We start from the raw sequence: 23,401 nt of genomic DNA, 5'->3' as shown, positions 1-23,401 counted from the left end.
GGATATAGCCTTTAAACATTCACTCATTCAAAATTCTCTCATTTTATCATTCCTTTTAATTCAACTCTATCTGTACACCCAATCCTTTACCCACCTTTGTTCCGGCGATGATGGATTGACTGACCACTTTTCCGGAACCCGAAACCTTTGTTTTCAAACCCGCATTTCCCAAAAGATACAATGCATCTTTCAGTCCCATTCCCGCCACATTTGGCATCACACCTTTACGCTCGTTATTTTCTTGAAAAACTGTTCCCGCACTGGTATCTATAATATTGTAATACTCAGATTTTGAAGCAAAAAGCGGTTTAAAACCAAATGCTTTATACACTTTCTGAGTCGCTTTACTCTGTCCTGCTTTTGTTGGCGGATTACCCGTATTACCTACCAAACGGGTCGGCACATCGTTATACATCTGCATATCGCTGGCATAAATACGGTCGGCGATTTCCCTGAACACAGGGCCCGAAACCGTAGCACCATAATAAGCACCTTTTGGATCGTTAATTACCACGATTAAAGAATACTTAGGCTTATCAGCTGGAAAATACCCTACAAAAGAAGCCTGATATTGTTTTTTCCCTTTATATCCTTTATTTGCATCAGCCACCTGGGCAGTACCGGTTTTACCCGCGATCGGATATAGCGGATTATAAACGATCTGCTTTCCACTACCTTCCGTAACCACACCTTCAAGCATTTTCTTGATCTTGCTGAGGGTAACATCCGAACATATTTTATCGTTAATTACCCTTGCTTTAAACTGCTCGATCGGGTTCCCCAGCCTTCTGATCTCTTTCACAAAAATTGGAGCTACCATTTTACCATTGTTAGCTACCGCATTATACAATGAGAGCATCTTTAACGGTGTCAACATCATTTCGTAACCGTAAGCCATTTGCGGCAGCGTCATGTTTTTGTTCCAGCTTTTGTTCCCTTTAGGATTTTTGATCACCGGCATTGCCTCACCAGGAATCTGCAGTTCCATTTTTTTGTTCAGCCCCCAATCATATAGGTGATCTGTAAATTTCATCGGATCGCTGCCATAATGCGTGTTGATCAGCTTTGCGATTGCAGCATTGGAAGAGGTTTCAAAGGCTTTTTTTGCTGTAACCGTTTCAATTTTTGGATGTGAATCCGTAATCAGTTTTCCAGGGATCTGATAATAACCAGTACCGATCATGGTATTCGTATCGATCAATTTATCTTCTAAAAGCGCCATATAGGAAGCCAGTTTAAAAGTTGATCCCGGATCCTGGTTACCTGCAATGGCATAGTTAAATTTTTCTTTATACACCCCTTCTTCTACCTTAGAGAAATTGGCTACTGCACGGATTTCACCTGTTGCCACTTCCATCAGGATTACTGTACCATGATCGGCCTGCGATTTGATCAACTGCTTTTCCAACGCACTCTGGGCCAGATCCTGCATGTTCACATCAATGGTCGAAATAATATCAGCACCGTCTTTTGGCGCTACTTCAGCCTCCTCGTTTACCGGGATATAAACACCCCCAGCGATGCGCTGCATCAACCTTTTCCCGGTTTCGCCGTTGATATACTCTTTATAGGCACCCTCTAAACCCACACCGTTTTTAACATTTTCGTTTTTATACCCAATGGTACGGGCAGCCAAAGCCTGAAAAGGAAGAATCCGTTTATTCTGTTGAACGGCAATTAAACCGCCACTAAACTTACCGATGTTATATAATGGGAAAGTCCTGATGGTTTTAAGATCAGCATAACCTACTTTTCGGTGAATCAGCAAATAGCGCGAGCTGTCCTGACGGCCTTTACGCAGGTATCTAGCATATTCCTTAGCTGTTTTATCCTGAAAAATCTGCGAGAGTTTATAACCTAAAGAATCAACTTTTTCATTGAACACATCTTTATCAGCAATGCCACCGGCGAACATATCCATGCGCAGTTCGTATTCCGGTATCGAAGTAGCCAGTAAACTACCATCGTTAGAATAGATATTCCCACGGGTAGCCTCCACATTTACATATCGTGTAGAAAGACTATCTGCCATAGCTTTCCATTTTTTCCCTTGCACATACTGTACCTGACCAAGGCGTAAAAACACCGCGAAAGCAAAAAGCACAATTAAGCCAAATGCCAGATATACACGAAGCAAGATGTTTGCTCTAATATTCATCGCTTTTAACAATTATTTTTTTTGGTGGTTCAATCAGTTCTTTTATCCCAAGGGTATCTACCTTTTTGGCAACCTCTGTTAGTTTACTCTTGAACATCAGGTCGGCCTTAAGGGATTTATACTCCCATCTTAATTCTTTTACTTCTTTATTTAATTTATCAATCCGGCGAACATTGTTTACCGCAAAATGGCTGTTGGCAATGTAAATCATCCCCAAAAGCGCCAGGAAACACAAATAAGGCAAAGCATCAGTTGCCGCCTCTTTACTTACTAGTCCATCATTAAAAAGCTTGCTGATAAATGAATTGCTATCCATTTTTTCTTCAGCAGTTTTTGGCCTTTTGGGCGCAGCTTTTAACTCTGGTTCAGGCCCAACTTCCTCCTCCTCTATCTCTTCCCTAAACCTGTTCATATCTTTTCTGCTATTCTTAGTTTCGCACTGCGGGCCCTATTGTTTTGAGCAATCTCCTCATCAGTGGCAATTATCGCTTTGCGTGTAATTACATTAAATGGTTTCTGCTGATTTCCAAAAAAATCCTTTTCTACCTCACCCTGAAATTTGCCTTTCGCCATAAAGTTTTTAACCGGCCTATCTTCTAAAGAATGATAAGACATCACTACTAAATGACCGCCCGGCTTCAACACATCAGCAGCCTGCAACAAAAAATCTTCAAGCACCTGAATTTCAGCATTCACCTCTATGCGCAACGCCTGAAACACCTGCGCCAAATATTTATTCTCTTTTCCTTTCGGGATATAACCGGCAATTGCCGACTTCAAACTGTCGATATCGGTAAAAGGCTGCTCTAAACGCGAAGTCACGATGGCACGGGCCAGCGATTTAGCATTCTTCACCTCTCCATAAATCCCAAAGATTTTATGCAGCTTATCCTCTGTATAGGTATTCAATATTTCGGCAGCCGTTAAATCGCGATGCTGATCCATACGCATATCCAGATCGGCATTATGGCGGATAGAGAAGCCACGCTGTGGCACATCAAACTGATGCGAGGAAACCCCAAGATCAGCCAGAATACCATCAACCTGCTTAAAACCTTTTAAGCGGAGATTATTTTTCAAAAAACCGAAGTTCTGGTCGATAAAAATAAAACGATCGTCATCAGGAACATTCGCCTGGGCATCAGGATCCTGATCAAATGCGATCAATCTTCCTTTCGGTCCAAGATGTTTCAAAATCTCTCTCGAATGACCACCACCACCAAAGGTTACATCAACATAAACACCATCAGGTTTAATATTCAAGCCATCAATACAAGGCTGCAACATTACAGGAATGTGGTAATTATTCGCCATCTGCCCCTCCTTTCTTATTGCCCATTACTTTTTGGGCAAGGCTTGCAAAATTGGCCGGAACATCATCAAAAATATCTTCGTATGCTTTTTTATCCCACACCTCGATACGATCCAACTGGCAGGCCAGAACAAGGTCACTACCGATACCCGCATATTCTACCAAAGATTTCGGCAAAAGCACACGGCCGGCAGCATCAAGCGAAAGCTCGGTTGCCCCACGCGTAAAAGCCCGCACAAAGGCCCTATTTTCCTGATCGTAAATATTAAGCTTGGCAAGATCGGCAACAACGGCATCCCATACATTTTTAGGATAGATCACCAGGTTTTTCTCAAAACCACGGTTAATGATCAACCCTTCTTTCTCAGATTCAGGCAATTGTTTCTTAAGCGCAGCAGGTACCATAAGGCGGCCCTTTGCGTCAAGTTTACAATCGAATTCTCCTAAAAGTTGGGTCATAGTGGTATCTACACTTTATATCTAGTGTAAAAGTAAATAGTTCTACCACTTTTTACCACTTTTTACCACAAAAAAGTTTTCCACATCTCTTTTGTTACAATAATGGTCTCACAATATAGTTAGAATAAGACTATCAGCACAAGCAAAAAGCCATTAACAACTGATAATAAGCGGGTTAAAAATATATTACCCAAAAGTGTCACCTCCGCCCAATTTTTCCCATAAATTTAAAGGACGCTAGTAATGAACTCCTTAACAGAGGCCAAAATTTATTCAGATAGCGACCGTCCCTATACTCCAAAAAATCATACCTTTCATTAGACAGCAGCGTGGGTAATACGTTAAAAAAGCAGGGATGGCAGAAAATATCTGTGTTCCCAGGGCAGGGACTTTACCGCAGGTTTCCTTCAGGTTTCACCTCGCGATGGACATTGTTGTTATAAGCTAATAGTTGGCGATTACATACTCCATAAAGAACCCGCATCCAATGTTATTAAGTTAATCGTTTTTAATCACAGATGCACACAGATAAACACGGATTCTATATCCGCATGCATTCTTTCTGCCTGTAGTTCAAACTCTTACATCCGGATAAAAGGTTTTTGGAAATGTATAGTTCAGTACCTGTGGAGGAAGCAGCCCCGCCCCCGCTTCTGCCCCAATTGAAAAAATTGTGGCATCCCGCTAAGGTCGGGTTTAAATCACACCTGTTATTGCTAAATGAGGGGTTTTCCGTGCAACAGGCCTAACCAATTTAGCCCTTGGCAAAGCGGTACCCTGCAATGTCAATAAACTAAGCGTTTTTTAATTACAGATAAGCACGGATTTTCATATCTGTGTGCATCCTTTCTATCTGTGGTTTAATTTATTTTTACTTGTGCCGAATGGCTTAACTTAATGACATTACACTCACACCGTCAAGTTTATCAAATGTATAACACAAAAAAAGAGGCTGTATCATAAAGACAATTTCAACTCAGATACTGTCATATTGAGCCTGTCGAAACATCTTAAAGAGTATTTAAACAGGCCCTTCGACAGGCTCAGGGTGACAAATCTGTATTTATGATACAACCTCTACTAACGTTGTACAAGAGACCTTAATTAATTAACCTTTTTCGCCAAAATTAATTGTGCGCTATGTGGTAGCAAATCATTAATCACATATTCTTTTTCGAAAACGCCGATTTCCTTACCGGTCCATTTATTGCTTAAAGTATATTTTCCGGCAGGTAATTTTATTTTACGGCTAACCGGAGCATCACTTGCGTTAAACACTGTGTATTCAATGTGATCTTTAAAATTAATAATACCTACTTCAAATTTTTCGTTTTCGAACCTGGCCGACTTTCCTGTTGGGGGAATCATCTTTTTAAGAATTGCCAGTCTTTCTGGCTTAATTGTAGTCAGGTCATCACCACTCAATAACATGCCGCCCGAGGCATACACTGTTGTAGCATGGTATAAAAATTCATTTTCTGGCAACACAACTTTCTTTGCTGTAGCTGCATTACCTCCCTGATCCATTACATCTTCGGCACCATTATCAGTTAAGAGAATACAATCCGGATCGTTCCACCATAACCGTCCATTCTGCCAGCCCCTGAGTAGGTTTTCTCTTCCTATATTCCGGAACGATTTCCAGTCACGCCAGGTATCCATAGAACTTCTCGAACCATGAATTAAACCCAGCGAGCCCCATATTGGATGGTTACAACCCAGTATAAAGGCATCTCCAGAACCTTTAAGTATGGCTTCCATACCCCGGCGATAAGCTTCGATTCTGGTCGCCTTTTTATCGTAATGTACACCACCATGCATAGCGCCCCAATAATTGGCATCAAGCTTAAAATAAGTAACGCCCCATTTTTGACGCATGGTTTTAAAAAGTTCGGTATAATATTGCTGAACTGCCGGGTGTGTACCATCTAATACATACCATGGCCCTAAGCGCCAACCTCCAAAACCTATTTTATCAGAACGTAGCGGTTTGCCAGTTTCATCCTTAACAAACCAATCGGGGTGGTTTTTGAATAATTCGGATTGTGGACTGGCCACAAATGGCGCTACCCAAATGGCAGGTTCTAAACCTTTATTTTTAATATCGTGCAGTACCTGCGCAACATCGCCTCCAAAAGCTTTTCCTTTTTCGAGCCAATCGCCCATCCAGGGCTGGTAACCATCATCAATTTGTATGTATTTTAGCTGTGGCAGGTTTTTGGCAATCCAATTGGTATTATCTGATACATTTTTGGCTGTAACCGCCGGGCCAAAGCAATACCATGAACACCAGCCCATTGGCACCGGATCGTGCTTTAACCGTGGGTGATGTTTAGAAATAGCTTCGGTTAAACGATCGTAATTTTTTTCCCGGTCGTTACTTGTTGTTACCAAAAACTCTTCCAGGCTCCAGGTTTCGCCAGGCTGCAGCACCAGGTTTTCGCAATCGAGCGAAATACGGAGGCGTTTGGCATCGAAAGAAAATCTGGATATAAATCTTTTACAAGATGTTGTAGCCAATAACACCCTGTTATTTTCGGGGAGTTGCAAGGTCAACATGCCGTATGCCGTCCGCAAATTTTCAGGTTCCGGTATTTTATAATGACTTCTGTCGGGGTAGGTACCCCAATCTTCGGGTTTGCCCAGCGTGCCGCCTATCTGTCCCAGTTTTTGAAAAGCTTCTCCATAAATTTTGGTAGTATCGGCCAATTGATGTTGTAGATCGAATACCACTACTTCTTTTACCTGTACGGCTTTAGCTGAAGTATTTTTAACTGAAAGTGCACATAAATCGCTACTCCATTTCCTGCCTACTATGAGTGCCTCTGCCGCAGCGCCATTAGTTAGGATAACTTTGGCTGGTGCATCTTTTAAACGCTGTACAAATCCGTCTGCCAATCCGTTGTTATCAACACTACATGACAGACTAATTACCCCTAAAGCAGTGAAAAGCATGAGGCTTACCAGGTATTTTTTCATTCGGTAATAATTTAATTTTTTATTGCAAAATACGATTTAATCCAAATATTTTATTCAACCCGCACCCCATGTATTGCTATTTACAGGTATTGTAAATCAATTAATGCAAGTGGCCGTTCAATTTGTGTGGTAATAGATCACGCAACTACACTTAAAACCCTCTAGGCATACATATTTTGATAAATCTTCAAAGAAGGGTACTTCAAAATCTGCAAGTGGTACTTAATATCCCCCTGCAATATCTCTGTTTAAGCTGATAGTAGTTTTTCTTTCTCCGTTGACAATTGAATATAGTTTCCATTTATTATTATCAACCTGTTCCAGTTGCCAGCTATTTGCAGGGTCTGCCAGCTGCATTTTTACACTTCTGGGAAAGGCATTGGCAGCTCTTGCATTTTCCCAGGTTCTTATTACTTTAAAAATAACATCTTTCTGCGGGCAGCTTTCAACATCCTTTTGATTTACTTTTAAACTGTATGTCGTACCAACCCCCACTGAAATCGCCTGTATATGCTCATACTCTTCAACCTTAGATTTAGCGTTGATCGGGAAGTTGCCGCCCATGCCCACCGGGAAATAATTAGCATAACATACATCGCGAAGATCTTTTCCCTGGCTAGTCGTACTGCCCCATTCGCGGGTTTCAGCGTCGTATAGATTTTTCCCGCCACCAACATTCCAGATGCTCTGATAATGCCATGACCCTTCGGATAAGGTAGCACCCGTGAAACGGATGTAAGGAACACCCAACTGCGCAGCTTTTTCGAACATTTTACCAAAAAAACGTTTAGCCGAATAATAACCGTGGCCATTATTGAACAAAAACTCCTGTCCATCAAAGTCATAATAAGCAAGGCCGTTAATTTTACAGATTTCAGCAAAGTGTTCGGCTATTTTGTCCTGAAGTTGCATGTTTGGGATGAGCCCGTCATAACCATAATTAACCGTTACCTGAAGTTTATAAATAGTATCCCCGTCGGCGTGGTTTGAGGCGGTGGTTTTCCAATATCCGCGCTTCACATTCAAAAGCCTATAGGGTTTTTCTTTGGAAACGCCCATATAATGGATAAGTTCTTTACCGATTTTGACCATATTTAAGTTGGCGCAATGACCTTCCCAGCTGGCAATCTCATCCATGTAAGCCGGGTTGTCGACCAAAATTACTGTGTCTGTTGGACTGATACTTTTTACCAGCAGGCGTTTTTGCTGATAACACAGGCTATCGCTCGGGATTGGACTCGCATCCATAGTGCCAGGGGCCAATGCAGTGGTAATAGGTGTTCTGCCTATACTGATACCCTGTTTGGCCGCCATATCAGAAAATTCCTTATGGGAAACATTTCCGTTTGTTAATTTTATCGGCTTTTTCTCAAAGTTCCTTCCGTCAATGTAACCGTTATTGCCACGATCCGCTCTTAAGAAACCCTGATCATATAAGCTTATGGTTTTAAAACCCAATCTTGATGCATAAGAGATCGTGCTGTCATTTAAATTACCACTGGTTAGAAGGTCAGGAACAAAAGCAGCCGGGTCTTTTATCCATTTCCCGTTAATGGTCGGATGCGGGAGTTTTTCTGCTAAGACAATTTTCTGAATCACATCCAGCAAAGCTGTACTGTCCGGACTTCCCCATAAGGCTACGGATGATCCGATATAATCTACACCTGGTAATGGCTGCACCTGCAAATGGTTTGGGGTGTTGGCAGCCATATTGGGAATGAGCGAAAAATAAACCTCTCTTTCAAAACCACGGTCCCTTGATTGATAAGAGAGCGATATTCTTCCATTTTTATCCACATTAGCTGCATTGCCATACATTATCCGGTACCAGGGTTCTTTGTGTGCATAAAAAGCAACATCGCTGATACCATTCCCACCCAATGTAAATATCTGACCTTCATGAAGGTTGGAAGGTAAGGGAAACCGTTTAGTATCGGGACTGTGAACAACATATTGAAACGGCGCTGCATCGCCGATTGTTTCTGCTTTTCCGCCCAGGGTATTATCGTTTAAGGCCATCATACCGATGGAGTAGTTTACGGCAGCACTTGTATCTCTTGCCACACCGATGATTTCTCCAAACAGATTGTTGATGCTGGTATGTACCGGCCCCCATTCGATCACATCAATCCCTTTCCGGTTGGTAAGCGACAACAGGGTTAATTTGAAATATTTCGCTTTGGCTTCCAGTTTAACAGTAGCCACCGAACCATTGGCATAATATAACGAGAGTGTTTTTTTATTTTTTATATAAACCGCTTTTGTGGGTTCGAAGTATTTTTTTTTAGTATCACTATATAAACTCAGTAAAGGCGAGGGCTTTTCTGTTAGACTAAATTCCTTGTATGGTGCCTTAGTCTTGTTTTTCATACTGGTGACAAAACCTTTGTTATCGACCCTGATCTTGAAATAATCCGTAGAAAAATCGGTCTGGCTATAACCTTTTACCGAAAACCAACAGGTGACTGCCATTAGCAGAACAATGGCTTTTAGGGTGGTATTAAAAAAACTATTTTGCATTTCAGGTATTTATTTCTGTGTGTGTGGTTTGTGTGTTGTAACTTGTTAAAGTTACTTAAAAATAAAAGCAGGTGGATCTGGTCATATCCACCTGCTTGATTATTGGTATTTTATTGCAGTGGATCAAAAGAACCACCCCATTCTTTATTTTGTGGCAATTGGTCAGGCTCAATAGAAATCTGTGCCGGATTTAAAGAGTTAAACCAGTAACTAGTGCTTAAGTTATAACTTTGATTGGTAGCGGCTGTTTTATCCAAGTTCTCCATAATAACTGCAGAGAAATTGGCTCTTACAGCAGCAGTCATAATGTTGTCTGTGTTGCTAGGTAATGTCGCACCTTTATTTAACATTAATAATAAAGTTTTCCTGGTACTTTGGCTATTTAAGATATCGTAACGTTTCCATCTTCTTAAATCATTAAACCTAAAGCCTTCAAAAGCAAACTCTACCTGGCGCTCATTCATAATCGCAGTACGAAGATCGGTTTGAGAAACTGCTGTAATACCATAATTAGAACCAGCACCAGCAGCAATACCAGCACGTTGACGAATGGCATACAAAGCAGTTAACGCCTCGTTACTTTTGCCTATTTCATTTGCGCATTCGGCAAGGTTTAAAAGTAACTCGGCATAACGCATTGGCGAGAACCAACTTTTAGCACCAGAAGCTACACCTACTAAAGCATTTCTGTCTATAAGTGTATCTAAACCTTTACGTTGAAAAAATCCTGTTGCACAGTTTTCATCTCCATTTTGGATAAGTGGCGAAATACCTTGGAATAAAGTATTATCTCTTGACGGAACCGTAGTACTTGGTGTTGCAGTATCTTTCCATGTCCAGGCCAGCCAGTATGTACGAGATCTTGGATTTGTCATACCTATTGTATTTATATCTGGCGTAGGGTACACGGTACCACCACAATATATGGTTGCATAAAAACGATCATCTCGTTTGGTATAAAAATCTGTTAAAAACTGCTGATTATACGCAGCATTAGATAATTGATTTTTATCATATTGCATCGGGCTTCCATCACGTTTTGGATAAGCAAGCAATAATGATAATATTGGTTGATTGTTATTTGTGCTTCCGTTTGTAAATGGAAGGGGTCTAATAGCAGCAAAGTTAATATAAGCGTCAGGATAGTAATATTGCCTAGTCATAATTTGCTCTTTATTTGCCGAGTACCAAATTAACTTGTAGTTTGGAAACAGACCAAAACCTCCGGCATCTGCAGCTTGTACCGCAGTTTTAGCCGCGTTGTAAGCATTTGTCCACCTCGTTTGGTCGTTTGCAGGGTTAAATAATGGGCTTGCATACCATAAAAGCACTCTTGCTTTAAAACCAAGTGCGGCTACACGGTTAATTCTACCGTAATCAATCCCAGTGTAATTGGGTGGTAAAGCAGCAGCGGCTTCGTCCAAATCTTTTATAATTTGCGTAACACATTCAGATGTTTTACTACGTGCTACTTTCAACGAGTTTGGATCGTCAGGATTTTGTGTTTTTAAGATTAATGGCACACCACCAATAGATCTTACCATTTCCCAATAAGCCCAAGCCCGCCAAAATTTGGCCTCGCCTGTTAACCTGCTTTTGGTACTTGCACTGAGTACCGATGCGGGTAAACCAGCCAATTGATCCATAAAATAATTGGTTTTGTCGATATAGGTGTAGTTTAAATTAGTGAAGTTTTTTGTTACATCAACTATACCCATCTGAAAATTGGTTAAGTTTCCTCCGGTTCCGTTAATACCTTCGTCAGCATCTGCGCCACCGCTCAGTTCCCATCTGGGCATAAGGCCACCATATACATCGTTTAAATAAGCCTTAATTAAAACAGAGTCTGTCCATACATTACTTGGATTTATAGTTGCCGTATTTTGATAATCCAATCCTTTTTTACAAGACGAGCCTAATAGAATTAGGGCGATGTACAGGATAAATTTATTTTTATTTAGATATTTCATTTTGATTTCCTTTTAATGTTAAAATTTAGAAAGTTACACTAACACCAGCATTGTATGATTTGACAATTGGGAAAGACGTGCCAGTCTGCATTTCAGGATCATAGAATTTTTTATTGAATTTACTGATTACAAAAAGGTTAGATCCGGATACATAAAAACGGATGTTGTTTACGTATTTTTTATACAATTTTTGAGGAACATTATATGCAACATTTAAAAACTTTAAGCGTAAAAAGCTTGCATCTGCCAACCAAAAATCACTACCTGCAGTATTAACCGCCCATGCTTCATCATTTACACTGTATCGAGCAGGTAACCAAGAGCTATTAGGGTTATTTGGGGTCCATGATTGATCGTACCATGGTTGCCACATCCTGTTCCATTCTACCCCCCCAGACAAATCACGGTAAGATTTTTTGTAACCAAATGCACCATTAAAATTAGCCGTAATGCTTAATCCTTTCCACTCCGCATTTAAGGTTACACCCAATACTTTTGCATTATTGCTTTTGTTTAGTACTGTTATGTCTTGGTCGTTAATGGTATTGTCTCCATTAAAGTCTTTATATGCAAACTGTCCGGGTTTAGGTACACGGCCATTGAAATTATACCCCGGATGAGCAGCCAATAATGCATCAACATCAGCTTGCGATCTAAGCATGTGATCAACCGTGTAGCCAGTAATATAATTGGCAGAACGACCATTGCCTATCCAATTTTGATAATCGTAAGTTATATTTTGATCCCTTATAACATACCAAGAATCGCCATAAGTAAAGTTTAAGCCTACATTGTAATTAACTTCACCAGCTTTATTATTGTAATTTAAACTTAAATCAATACCATTTGCTTTCATTTTGCCATAATTTACTGATGGTAAAGGGCGACTAAAAGTTGGGGGTGTAGATTGAATTTTAGTGCTTAAAATATCATAGGTAAGCGTATGCCAATATTCTGCTGTAGCCGTAAAGTGTTTTAAGAAACTGATATCAACACCAAAATTTTTGTTCAAGTATTTTTCCCAGGTAATGTTTGGATTCGGATATACACTATATTGTATACCTGGATAAAGTGAAGGCGAGTCGCCAAAAATTGCACTGTTGCCAGCTGCGTATTTATCTTCATATTGCCAGCGTAAAGCATTAAAATCATCCCTAGCCCCATTTGGGTCTATTGGCACAAAATCGTTACCTGTTTGCCCAACTGAAGCTCTTATTTTTAAGGCTTCAATTCCTTTTACATTTTTAAAGAAATTTTCTTTAGAAATTACCCAAGCTGTAGATACAGAAGGGAAGAAACCCCAACGTTTATCTTTAGGGAAATATACTGAACCATCATAGCGATAAGCAAAAGTAGCAATATACTTGTCTGCGTAATCATAAGCAAATTGCCCGATAAACGATTTACGACCTGTTGTTGGCAGAAAACCATACATGTTACTAATTTGTTTTGTAGCTGTGCCATTTACAACACCTCCGCCACCAGTAGAAGCCCACCATTGGTCGGTAGTATAAATAGGGAAACCATTAATGGTGGCATCTATACCGTCGTACTTCCTTTCTTGACGCTCATACACCAATGCCGCATTTACATGATGTTTGCCAAAGTTTCTATCAAAGTTTAATTGAAGATTTAATTGATCCTCTTGATTCCAGGCTGATTTTTTTTGTATACTAGGCGTATGGAAACTAAGGCGCTGCCCTACATTAGAATTTAAATCCCAAATGCCGGGCTCAATTTGTTTCAATTGGTAATAGGTAAAAGGATGTTGGTATATTTTTTGATTGCTATTATTAAAACTTTTTATATAACCAACTTTAGCACTTAATCCTTCTAAAAAGGGCGCTTTGTAGGTTAAATTTAAGTTAGCTATAGAACTCAAGCTTTCTGAATTGTTGTAACCTGCTAATCCATTTGCTTCAGCCGGTTTGTTGGTAATCCAAAAATAATCTACCGGTAAACCCGAGGCAGAAAAAGATGGCATATAAGGTTGCCATACCATGAGTTTAGGATACATATCTCCTGACCAATCGCCTTGGGGGGCAGAAAATTTATTATTGTTTAAGCTAAGGCCGGCAAAAACCGCTACATCTTTGGTAAGGTTAGCTGTTATATTTGCCCTAACATTATATTTTTTCATGTTGGTGTTCTTGATAAATGTTTCTTGATCCACATAAGAACCGCCGATAAAATATTGAAGCTTATCTGTACCGCCAGATGCGCTTAAATTATGTGTAGTAATATAAGGGTTTACGTAAACATCTTTTAAGGCGTTGAAACCATAGCCCTTGCCACCACCAAAATCTGTATCTTTAAAGTAAGCTTGTGCAGCAGGGGTCCAAACGTTGTCTGCCGCTCCTGCAATTCTATGGTAAATATCGCCCCATTCCATAATATTGGTTAGCTTCATGTTATTTCCGCGAACGTCTTTTCCGGTATTTACCGAGTAGTTAACCGTTGCTTTACCTGCTTTACCGCGTTTGGTAGTAACCATTACTACACCGCCACCAGCACGAGAACCATAGACAGCCGTAGTAGCTGCGTCTTTTAAAATGCTTATTTCATCGATATCATTAGGGCTTAAATTATTAAACTCTGCAGCGTCGCTAGTAACTTTTCCGTCAATTACATATAAAGTTGGGGCAGGATTCCATGAACTTGATGTTCTTATGCTTATACTAGGCTGTTCTCCTGGTTTGCCACTTGGTGTAGAAACACTTAAACCAGACATTCTGCCAGCTAATAAATTACCTACTGATGTGGTCGGGATTTCAGTGTCTTTGTCTGTAAATTTAACTGTAGCTACAGATCCGCTTAAAAGCGTTTTCTTTTGCTTTGAATAACCGACAATTACCGTTTCACCTAAATTAATAGCGGTAGAGACCATTTCTATTACCATTCCCGCTTTAGGTGTAACGGTTACAGTTTTATACCCGGTCATTGTAATTTTTAGCAATGCGCCACTGGGTACGGCAATTGTAAATTTACCCGACTCATCCGCCATTACCGAGGATGCAGCTCCCCCTGTAACAGTAATTGTGGCAGCTGCCAATGGAACTTTCCCTTCTGCATCAACTACTTTTCCCGATATTTTTACCTGCGCAAAAACATGATAGGACTGCAGTAAGATGAAAACGATTCCGAGCACCCTTAAGTGCATTTGTAATACCTGTTTCATAATCTTGATCTTTGGTTGGTTAGTTTTTTTGTTTGGTTTTTTCTTGGTTAGTTTAGAGCATAACAAAACAATCCATGCTGTTAGGATAAATCTCAGAAGAATACCTAGCCGCAACTACCACTAATTTGATCGTTTACAATGTTTTTTTTGCCCTTACCCTTGCTGGTGAATAAAATATGCCCTGAAACATCAAATAAACCACATCAGGGCTATCTACGTGAACTTTACCTCCTTCTCTGCCCAGGCATTTACAGTATTGTTGAGGTTTATCGAAGCAAAAAGTATAAAGGATCTATTAGGATGTAGATATAATTTTTTTATTTAAATCATTATTTAGACTTATTAAAAATAATTTGGATAAAAGCAATTAAAACGATTTCTTTGTAGGCATAAACCAATCATACTGCATAAGGGAATGCAACGCTCAAAAATGAAATCAGAACAGAATCCTAAAAGTCTAAACTGGGCAAAACACCAGAAACGGTGGTTTGGCAAATGGCATCTTTATGTTGGTATTATTGCAGGAGCAATTGTAGCTTTTGTAGGTGTTACCGGTAGTATTTTGGTTTTTCAGGATGAGATTGACCGTGCGCTGAATCCTACCCTGTTCGAGGTAATTGCAAAGAAACAAAAAATGCCCGTTGAGGATATTGTACCCTTGATCAGGAAAAACTATCCGGATCTGAAAATAGATTATCTGATGCTCAACAACTTCAAAAACCCCAATGAAGCTTACAGCGTTCTGAATTCAAAAAGTGGCGGAGAAACTTTTATTAATCCATATACCGGAAAAACAACGGGTAAAAGAATCCATACCAGCTCTTTTATCCATGTGGTTACCGAACTTCACCGAACATTGCTTATCCCTGTTGCCGGGCGTTATATCTGCGGACTGGCTTCCCTCTGCCTTTTAATTTTAACCATTTCAGGTTTGCGTTTATGGATCCCAAAGAAATGGAAACAGCTAAAATCGGCACTTAGCGTAAGGTTTAGGGGCTCATTTAAACGCCAGAATTACGATTGGCACAATTCGCTGGGCTTTTACTCGTCGTCTATTGTGGCCATACTAAGTCTCACGGGTTTTTCCATTACTTTCTCCACCCTGGTAATCCCTTTTCTTTTTTTATTAAGCGGAAAATCGCCGCAAGGCGTAGCCCAATTATTAGGCGCTAAATCGGCATGGCATGCACAGGCGGTACCACTTCCCCTTAAACAGATTGTTGCCGCAGCTAAAGAAAAAATGCCTAATGGTTATATTGGCGGGATTGCTTTTCCGGCCGACAAAACAGGAACTTATCGTTTGGATGTAGTGAGCGGAAACCTACCTAAAGTGGGGAAAAGAGAAATGCTCGTTGTTGATCAATATACAGGCAAAGTAATGTTGAACAGCCAGAAGGATTTCCCCAATGTTGGCAATGCTTATCTTAGCTGGTTAACACCAATCCATTATGGGAGCTTTGGTGGCAGGCCAACACAGATTATCGCTATCATCGCCGGTTTAATGCCCCTTGCACTTTTTATTACAGGTTTTATAATCTGGTGGCCCCGTTATAAAAAACAAAAGAAGGGCAAAAAACGAAAAACAAATGAAGCAGCTTTAGATGAGGCATTGGAAGCCCCTGCTGTTGAAAAAGAATTAAAACCAGCGAAAACAAAAACGCCGCTTCCGAAACTCGGCAAGTACTTTCTCTTACAGTTTAAATCGGGATTAAAATATGCTTCGATTATTCTTCCGATTAGTTTTATGATGGGTGCACTCTATGGCCTTCCTTCAGGAATTGTTATCCAGCCAGCCATTTTTGTAGTGGCCTTTAGCTGCGTAATGGTATGCCTGAATTTTATATGTGCATTGTTGTCTGAAATGTTCAATATCTTATTTCTCCTTCCCTTTAAAAAAGGCAGTCATAAGGTAACCCGCTATTTTGCCTTATCGACAGCATTTTTAGTGTGTTACCTGGCTGTGTATATGTTGTTGCTAAATACTGGTTTTGAGGTATTCTAGAGTGATCATATCACAGTAACATCCGACGGTCCCTGTGGCTATTTCTTTTCCATAAAATTTTTCAGCTGCTTTCGAACTTCCCGCTAGGGAACGTTTCATCGCTATCGATAGTAAGGTAAAAGCTTACAACGAAGAAAAACTTGAAATTTGATAATGACAGATTCCAATAGAGTGGTCGTCTTTCCCGCACAGGCGGGAATCTTAAAGCGCTTGCATTACGATTACTTATAAGTTTTCCTTTTTTCAGAGGCATTCATGAGCACTCCGTGGTTCCCAATCAAGTTGGGAATGACGATCCTCATAATCTAACATTTGCAAAAAATCAGTTATTTATATCGATTTTTATACAATAAATTAACCCTCAGGATAACAATGTCTGTATTTATGATACAGCCTCTCCTATAAAAGATAATTATTTCGCCGGTGTAATGACGATTTTCCGGTATTCGATCGGTTCATGATCTCCCTGAAGATAAATAGGCCCGGGCTCTCCCTCATTACTATCCAATGCCCCTCCGGTAATGCCCGGGATTTCCTGGTTACTGATGATGGTTTTACCATTGGCTACCACTGTTACCAAACGGCCAACAAGGGTAATATCGTAACGCTGCCATTCATCCGGGCCAAGCGTAACCATTTCATTGGCGGTTAAAAATCCATAAATGCCACCGAATAGCACGCTGTTAGGATGTGCATCTTTTTTGCTGTCCTCAATCTGCACCTCGTAACGGCCCCTTAAGTATACCCCACTGTTTCCGCCTTTGGCGTATTTGAATTCTACATGAAGCTTAAAATCATTATACTTCTGTTGAGAAATCAGATTTGAGCCCGCTTTCGGACTGGTTAAAATACCGTTTTTAACTATCCATTGGTTTGGTCCATTGGTTTTCCAGCCAGACAGATCCTTGCCATTGAACAAATTGATGGGTTTGCCCCAAGCTGGTGCTGCCGTTCTTTTCAGGTAAGGTGTCTTAACGCCTTTCCAGTTATATTGTTTACCATCGCAATTGGTCATTGTTCCCTGAATCCCTGCATCGCCCACGGTGCCATCGATAACTAAATTCGAAGAACCGCTTTCCCATTGTGGCGGGATTTCGAACCTGAATTTTCCATTATCAAACTTCACTTCCGATACCGGACGCGCACTACCAGCGGTAGATACAAAGTACCCCACTAAAGTTTTATAACCAGATAGTTTTACTTCCATCCAGGCAGGCGCCGGTTTTCCGTTTACATCAACGGTAATGTCCCAACGGCCAATCAATGCTGCAGGCTCAACAGCAAGTTTAATGTTATCGGGTATCGTTACTCTTGCAGCAAATGTTTTTTGAGACAGACCTGCAAGGAACAGACAGCTTATACTAAACAAAAAGATTTTTTTTCTCATAAATGTAATTTGATTATTATGTACCTGATGTTTTATAACCCAGGACCAATAAGTTACAGGCCAAGGTAAATTGCCAGTAAGGTATGATTTATTTGTTTTAAGCACAAGTAGTGCTTCGCTCCTGCACAGCATCGTTACAAGACTGCTGTACCGTTATAACGATAAGTCTTAATAAACAAGTGTGCTAACCCATGTGCAAAACAGCGTAAGTTGAAATCATCTAAAAACAAAGGCCCCTGCAAATTTGATCTGCAAGGGCCCGTTTATATATAAGATTGATATTTATCCATTAATGGCTTTAACACCTGGCAATTCTTTGCCTTCCATATACTCAAGTAAAGCACCACCACCGGTAGAAACGTAACTTACTTCATCTTCCATGCCAAATTTTGCAATTGCGGCTGCTGAATCGCCACCACCGATCAATGAAAATGCTCCGTTATCTTTAGTAGCCGCTACAACTGCTTCTGCAACAGCTTTAGTACCTACCTGGAAACTTTCCATTTCGAAAACGCCCATCGGTCCGTTCCACAACAAGGTTTTAGAATTTTTAATTACATCCTGGAACAGGGCAACCGATTTTGGGCCGATATCCAGTCCCATCCAATCTGCAGGAATCTGACCAGAGTCTACATCCTTCTTATCGGCATCATTTGCAAATTTATCAGCAATTACGGTATCTACAGGTAAAATCAGGTTTACGCCTTTTGCTTTTGCTTTTTCGATCAATTCTAAAGAAAGTGCTTGTTTATCGGCTTCTAACAATGAGGTGCCAATTTCTCCGCCCTGCGCTTTAGCAAAAGTGTAAGCCATACCACCACCAATAATCAGGTTATCTACCTTATCCAGCAATTTCTCGATCAAAAGAATTTTATCAGATACTTTAGCACCTCCCATAATTGCAGTAAAAGGTCTTTCTGCGTGGTTCAATATTTTCTCTGCATTTTCTACTTCCGAGGCCATTAAATAACCGAAGTATTTTGCATCTGGGAAAAACTGGGCAATAATTGAAGTTGAAGCATGTGCCCGGTGAGCAGTACCAAAGGCATCGTTTACATAAACGTCGCCTAATTTTGATAATTTTTCTGCAAAGGCAACATCACCTTTTTCTTCTTCTTTGTAAAAACGAAGATTTTCTAACAATAAAACTTCACCTGGTTTTAAATCAGCTGCCTGTTTTACTGCGCTTTCGCCAATACAATCATCAACAAACTTAACTTCAACACCAACAAGAGCAGATAGATCAGATAAGATGTGCTTTAAAGAATATTTATCGGTAGGGCCATCTTTCGGGCGACCTAAGTGAGACATTAAAATAACCGCACCACCATCTTTTAAGATTTTAGAAATGGTTGGCAAAGCCGCCCTGATTCTTTTATCGTCTGTAATTTTAAATTCGTCATCTAAAGGCACATTAAAATCTACCCTGATTAATGCTTTTTTATCTTTAAAGTCAAACTGGTCAATTGTATTCATGTTTAATTATTTTGATTTAAGTTTAATTTCATTTCGTAATGGAAACCGATGCCAGGGATATCGAACTCTGGCGATTCGGTAGTAAAGCCGATTTTCTTGTAAAAAGCTGCCGCCGTTGAACGGGCATTACACCATAAGTAATCGGTTTTATATTCTTTCAGGTATTCAATGGCAAAAGTAACCAGTGCAGCACCATAACCATTTCCAACTGCATCGGGATGGGTGGCCATGCCCCTAAGCTGATAGCCCTCTCCTTCTTCCGGAAAAAAATCGTTCCGCATAAAGGTGGCAATTGATTTTATTTCTCCATCTTTTAAAAAACCAAGATGAAAGGTATCGTAGGCAAGATCGCCTTCAAAAACGCATGCTTCGAATGGTTTGCCATTGCGCAAAACCAGGCTTCTTAAAGGCAGTACTTCTTCTGGAAGAATAAATTTGACCATATTTTTAATATCAGCTAGCTTACATCAAGTGTGAAGATATTGCTATTGGATGCACTGCAAACGTTTGCAAAGTTAATAAAGCAATTGAAACCCGATAATAATATCGGCCAGAATTTTTAACATTTTAGATCACTGCAAAAAAACGACTCTTTCATCTATTTTGATTTTTATACAAAAAATTATCCCTCACGATGACATCTGTTTGCGATTTATCCCTTAACTTAATAACACTGAGGTAGGAGTCGATCCACCGATTAATTAATCCAGCATCTGGAACTGGGGCTTTGCAATGAATAACCGATTACAGCAGGCAATTAACCATGTACTATTGATTAATAAAGCAATAAACCAGCCCTACATTTTAGCCTTTACCAAGCTGATCAATTTTTTTCACCACATCGATCAAACGGCTACTGTAACCAAATTCGTTATCATACCAGCCCACCACTTTAACCAGATCGCCAACGATAGAGGTTAATAACGAATCGAAAATACAGGAATGTGGGTTGTCGATAATATCGACTGATACAATTGGATCTTCGGTATACTCAATAAGACCTTTCAATTCATTTTGTGCAGCGTGCTTAAAAGCTGCATTGATTTCTTCAATGCTTGTCTTCTTCTTTAGCAGGCAGGTAAAATCGGTTAACGATCCGTTTAAAACCGGAACCCTGATTCCTGCCCCACCTAAACGGCCATCCAGTTCCGGAAAAATATGGGTAATGGCTTTTGCTGCCCCTGTTGTAGTTGGAATAATGGAGGATGAAGCTGCCCTTGCCCTGCGCAGATCTTTATGGTTCGCATCATGCAGATTCTGATCACCTGTCATCGAGTGGATCGTCGTAATATAACCCTCTTCAACACCCCAGTTATCATTCAAAATCTTAATCATAGGGGCAATATTATTCGTTGTACAACTGGCATTTGATAATACAGGGCTACTTAAATCAATCTGATGGTCGTTTACACCTAATACAACCATCGGAATATCATCCGCAGCCGGGGCTGAGATCAACACCTGTTTTGCGCCTGATGTAATGTGTTTTTCTGCTGATGACTTGGTTAGATTTTTACCAGTACAATCGATAACCAGATCTACCCTAAGTGCCGACCAAGGCAATTCATCGGCATCCTTGATAGCGAAAACCGGAATAGAAAGCTGATTGATTACCAGTGCATCAGGTTTTGCAGAAACACTCCCGGCGAAAACACCATGAACAGTATCGTACTTAAATAGGTGAGCCATCGTTTTGGCATCTGCCAGGTCGTTAATCGCCACCACTTCAAATCCCTCAGCCAATGCTAAGCGTAAAAATGTTCTTCCTATTCTACCAAAACCATTTATTGCCAGCCTCATTATTATAAAAATTAGAGCGCAAAATTAGTATTTATTTATCAAAGCAAAGACCTGATTATATAAGATGGAAAAGGTATGATGAAACCTTATTTCAGCAGCTATCTTTTTCGTGCTAAGGTCAAAAATATTCTACTTGGCATTACAAAATGATAGAAGTGGAAAGAGACCATGGCAATCGATGGACAATAAATTTCCGGTGCGCAAAGTCATCCGCTTTAAAAAAATGAGTTCTTTTTTAGGAGCGCAGCGCCTGTATAGCTATGGATGTTTGTTCCCGTTCTTCGCTATATCCCTGCACTGCGCTCCGGGGATGCCGCTGCGACCGGGGCTAGAAACTTCTAATCTGCAAGGAAACCGATACAAAGCTGCCCCTAGTTTTGTCCTACGGGCCTTGGTTAAATAAACCTTATTGTAGCGGCTATCCTTTTTGTTGCAGCAACCAACAACATCTTGCTAACCACCACAAAAAGATAGGAGCGGAAAGAAGGGCTGCCCAAACCGATAGGCACTACACGTGCTTTACTAAAAAAAGTAAAATTTATTTTAAGAGCGCAAAGTCATCCGCTTTAAAAAAATGAGTTCTTTTTTAGGAGCGCAGCGCCTGTATAGCTATGGATGTTTGTTCCCGTTCTTCGCTATATCCCTGCGCTGCGCTCCAGGGATGCCGCTGCGACCGGGGCTAGGTACTTCAAATCTGCAAGGAAACCGATACAAAGCTGCCCCTAGTTTTGTCCTACAGGCCTTGAGTAAAATTTATTTTAAGAGCGCAGGAACATAGGCTATTAACCTGAACTCGATTAATAACATGCCTTTAAAGATCTTCTGTAGATTTTCAACTCACTGTCGTCACCCTGAATTTATTTCAGGGTCTATCTAGTTGGAAGGATGCTGACCACGAAGTAGCTATTAGGCTTTTAAAAACAATAGAAAACAACTAATAAAACAAGTTCAGCATGACGACCGCGTTAGGAAATGAAGCTAAAAATTGATCAATATGTAAATATTAATCGAATTAAGATTACTTATTAAAGTTTACCTGCCTTTCTTTTTAAGCAGGCTTAAGGTAAGCAAGGTATTAAACGCAATGCAGAGACCAATAATGAGCAAAATCAATATAAAATTCCCAAGATGCTGAAGGAAAATGGTGGCTACTATTGTAGCCAGATTAAACCCCGCAGTAGAAATTACGATCCAGCTGGCCTTAAACCCTAACTGCTCTAAACGGTGGTGGATGTGGTTACGGTCTCCCTTAAACGGAGAGCCTCTCTTTAAAATACGGATGGTAAAAACTCTTAATGAGTCGAAAATGGGTACGATCAGTATTGCTACCGCTATTGCTGGCGCAGAATAAAAAGCAGGTTTATTTTCACCTGTAAACTTATTGAGCTCTATAAACTTAATGGCCAGGGCAGCAGAAATAAGCCCGATGATCAGTGCACCTGTATCGCCCATAAATATTTTAGCAGGAAACCAATTGTATTTTAAAAAGCCTGCGATGGCACCCGCAAGGGCAAAGGCTATAAATGCATATGGCACTTGTCCCATCAAAGAAAACAAAATACCGAAAGCCAGGCTTGTTAAAATGCCGATTCCACCTGCCAATCCGTCAATGCCATCTATTAAATTGAATGCATTATTCAGGAAAATAATTAATGCTATCGAAAAAAGGCTTCCCCATAAGGGCGGCATATCTCCTATACCCAATACACCGTACAAACTTGTTAAACGAAAAGCACCGAAAAAAACCAGGATAAAAGCGACTACGATCTGCAAAATAAATTTTGTACTGGTATTGGTGCCATAAACATCGTCTTTTAAACCAAGTGCCGCAAGGATGATGCACGATGCAATTAAAAAATTAGCTTCTTTAAAATTAATAATGGCCGAAAAAAGCAAGATACATACGGTAAAACTACCTACAATGGCCAAGCCACCTAAACGTGAAATATTGCGTTTATGTTTTTTACGGTACAGGTCGTTTTTATCAAAAAGGCCATACTTTAAAGAAGTATAGATTATACTTGGAATACTTATAATTACGGTTGAAAAGGCCAAAATAAATATGGCTATACAGAAATAGTCAGGGCTGGTATTCAGAATATCTTTTAGCAAAACTTATAGGGACTTGCAAGCAAATATAACTATACTAAGATAAACAAA

Annotated in this window: 14 protein-coding genes; 1 reads left to right on the top strand and 13 read right to left on the bottom strand. The window is 40.2% G+C overall.

Going from position 1 to position 23,401, the window contains the following annotated elements; all coding sequences use genetic code 11:
- Nucleotides 1-55: 55 nt before the first annotated feature.
- The 8 genes from AC1DNH_RS14015 to AC1DNH_RS13980 all read right to left on the bottom strand — a co-directional run bounded on the left by AC1DNH_RS14015 (nucleotide 56) and on the right by AC1DNH_RS13980 (nucleotide 14,576).
- Nucleotides 56-2,158: a penicillin-binding protein gene (locus AC1DNH_RS14015; protein ID WP_477625450.1), complete on the bottom strand. Its 2,103-nt coding sequence runs from the start codon at nucleotides 2,156-2,158 to the stop codon at nucleotides 56-58.
- On the bottom strand, nucleotides 2,148-2,570 hold the full coding sequence (locus AC1DNH_RS14010; protein ID WP_108199761.1) for an FtsL-like putative cell division protein: 423 nt from the start codon (nucleotides 2,568-2,570) through the stop codon (nucleotides 2,148-2,150). Before AC1DNH_RS14010 ends, AC1DNH_RS14015 begins: the two co-directional genes overlap by 11 nt.
- Nucleotides 2,567-3,472, bottom strand: coding sequence for a 16S rRNA (cytosine(1402)-N(4))-methyltransferase RsmH (rsmH, locus tag AC1DNH_RS14005; RefSeq protein WP_477580610.1), 906 nt, complete (start codon nucleotides 3,470-3,472; stop codon nucleotides 2,567-2,569). The genes AC1DNH_RS14010 and rsmH overlap by 4 nt, the downstream gene beginning before the upstream one ends.
- On the bottom strand, nucleotides 3,462-3,929 hold the full coding sequence (mraZ, locus tag AC1DNH_RS14000; RefSeq protein ID WP_215131986.1) for a division/cell wall cluster transcriptional repressor MraZ: 468 nt from the start codon (nucleotides 3,927-3,929) through the stop codon (nucleotides 3,462-3,464). The genes rsmH and mraZ overlap by 11 nt, the downstream gene beginning before the upstream one ends.
- Nucleotides 3,930-5,033: 1,104 nt before the next feature.
- Nucleotides 5,034-6,908, bottom strand: a complete 1,875-nt coding sequence (locus AC1DNH_RS13995; RefSeq protein WP_477580608.1) for a glycoside hydrolase family 36 protein — start codon at nucleotides 6,906-6,908, stop codon at nucleotides 5,034-5,036.
- Nucleotides 6,909-7,130: 222 nt separating this feature from the next.
- Nucleotides 7,131-9,428: a hypothetical protein gene (locus AC1DNH_RS13990; RefSeq protein WP_477625449.1), complete on the bottom strand. Its 2,298-nt coding sequence runs from the start codon at nucleotides 9,426-9,428 to the stop codon at nucleotides 7,131-7,133.
- A 110-nt stretch (nucleotides 9,429-9,538) separates the two neighbouring features.
- Nucleotides 9,539-11,398, bottom strand: a complete 1,860-nt coding sequence (locus tag AC1DNH_RS13985; protein ID WP_477580605.1) for a RagB/SusD family nutrient uptake outer membrane protein — start codon at nucleotides 11,396-11,398, stop codon at nucleotides 9,539-9,541.
- A 25-nt stretch (nucleotides 11,399-11,423) separates the two neighbouring features.
- Nucleotides 11,424-14,576, bottom strand: a complete 3,153-nt coding sequence (locus tag AC1DNH_RS13980; RefSeq protein WP_477625448.1) for a SusC/RagA family TonB-linked outer membrane protein — start codon at nucleotides 14,574-14,576, stop codon at nucleotides 11,424-11,426.
- Between the two features lie 430 nt (nucleotides 14,577-15,006).
- Here AC1DNH_RS13980 and AC1DNH_RS13975 point away from each other — a divergent pair, with 430 nt between their 5' ends.
- Nucleotides 15,007-16,578: a PepSY-associated TM helix domain-containing protein gene (locus tag AC1DNH_RS13975; RefSeq protein ID WP_477578831.1), complete on the top strand. Its 1,572-nt coding sequence runs from the start codon at nucleotides 15,007-15,009 to the stop codon at nucleotides 16,576-16,578.
- A gap of 412 nt (nucleotides 16,579-16,990) precedes the next feature.
- Here the strand turns inward: AC1DNH_RS13975 and AC1DNH_RS13970 are convergent, their stop codons facing one another.
- The 5 genes from AC1DNH_RS13970 to AC1DNH_RS13950 form a co-directional block, all read right to left on the bottom strand.
- On the bottom strand, nucleotides 16,991-17,965 hold the full coding sequence (locus AC1DNH_RS13970; RefSeq protein ID WP_477578829.1) for a 3-keto-disaccharide hydrolase: 975 nt from the start codon (nucleotides 17,963-17,965) through the stop codon (nucleotides 16,991-16,993).
- A gap of 282 nt (nucleotides 17,966-18,247) precedes the next feature.
- On the bottom strand, nucleotides 18,248-19,441 hold the full coding sequence (locus AC1DNH_RS13965) for a phosphoglycerate kinase (RefSeq protein ID WP_477610461.1): 1,194 nt from the start codon (nucleotides 19,439-19,441) through the stop codon (nucleotides 18,248-18,250).
- A 2-nt stretch (nucleotides 19,442-19,443) separates the two neighbouring features.
- Nucleotides 19,444-19,884, bottom strand: coding sequence for a GNAT family N-acetyltransferase (locus tag AC1DNH_RS13960; protein ID WP_477610460.1), 441 nt, complete (start codon nucleotides 19,882-19,884; stop codon nucleotides 19,444-19,446).
- Between the two features lie 361 nt (nucleotides 19,885-20,245).
- Nucleotides 20,246-21,241 carry a type I glyceraldehyde-3-phosphate dehydrogenase gene (gene gap / locus AC1DNH_RS13955; protein ID WP_477578824.1) on the bottom strand — a complete coding sequence of 332 codons (996 nt, stop codon included), beginning with the start codon at nucleotides 21,239-21,241 and terminating at the stop codon, nucleotides 20,246-20,248.
- A gap of 1,032 nt (nucleotides 21,242-22,273) precedes the next feature.
- A complete protein-coding gene (locus AC1DNH_RS13950; RefSeq protein WP_477625447.1) occupies nucleotides 22,274-23,353 on the bottom strand; it encodes an MraY family glycosyltransferase in 1,080 nt (359 codons plus the stop codon).
- Nucleotides 23,354-23,401 lie beyond the last annotated feature (48 nt).

The sequence above is a fragment of the Pedobacter sp. 01N310 genome (assembly GCF_056399805.1).
The sequence above is the reverse complement of the archived record's forward strand: the minus strand, read 5'-3'. Positions and strand labels throughout refer to the sequence as shown.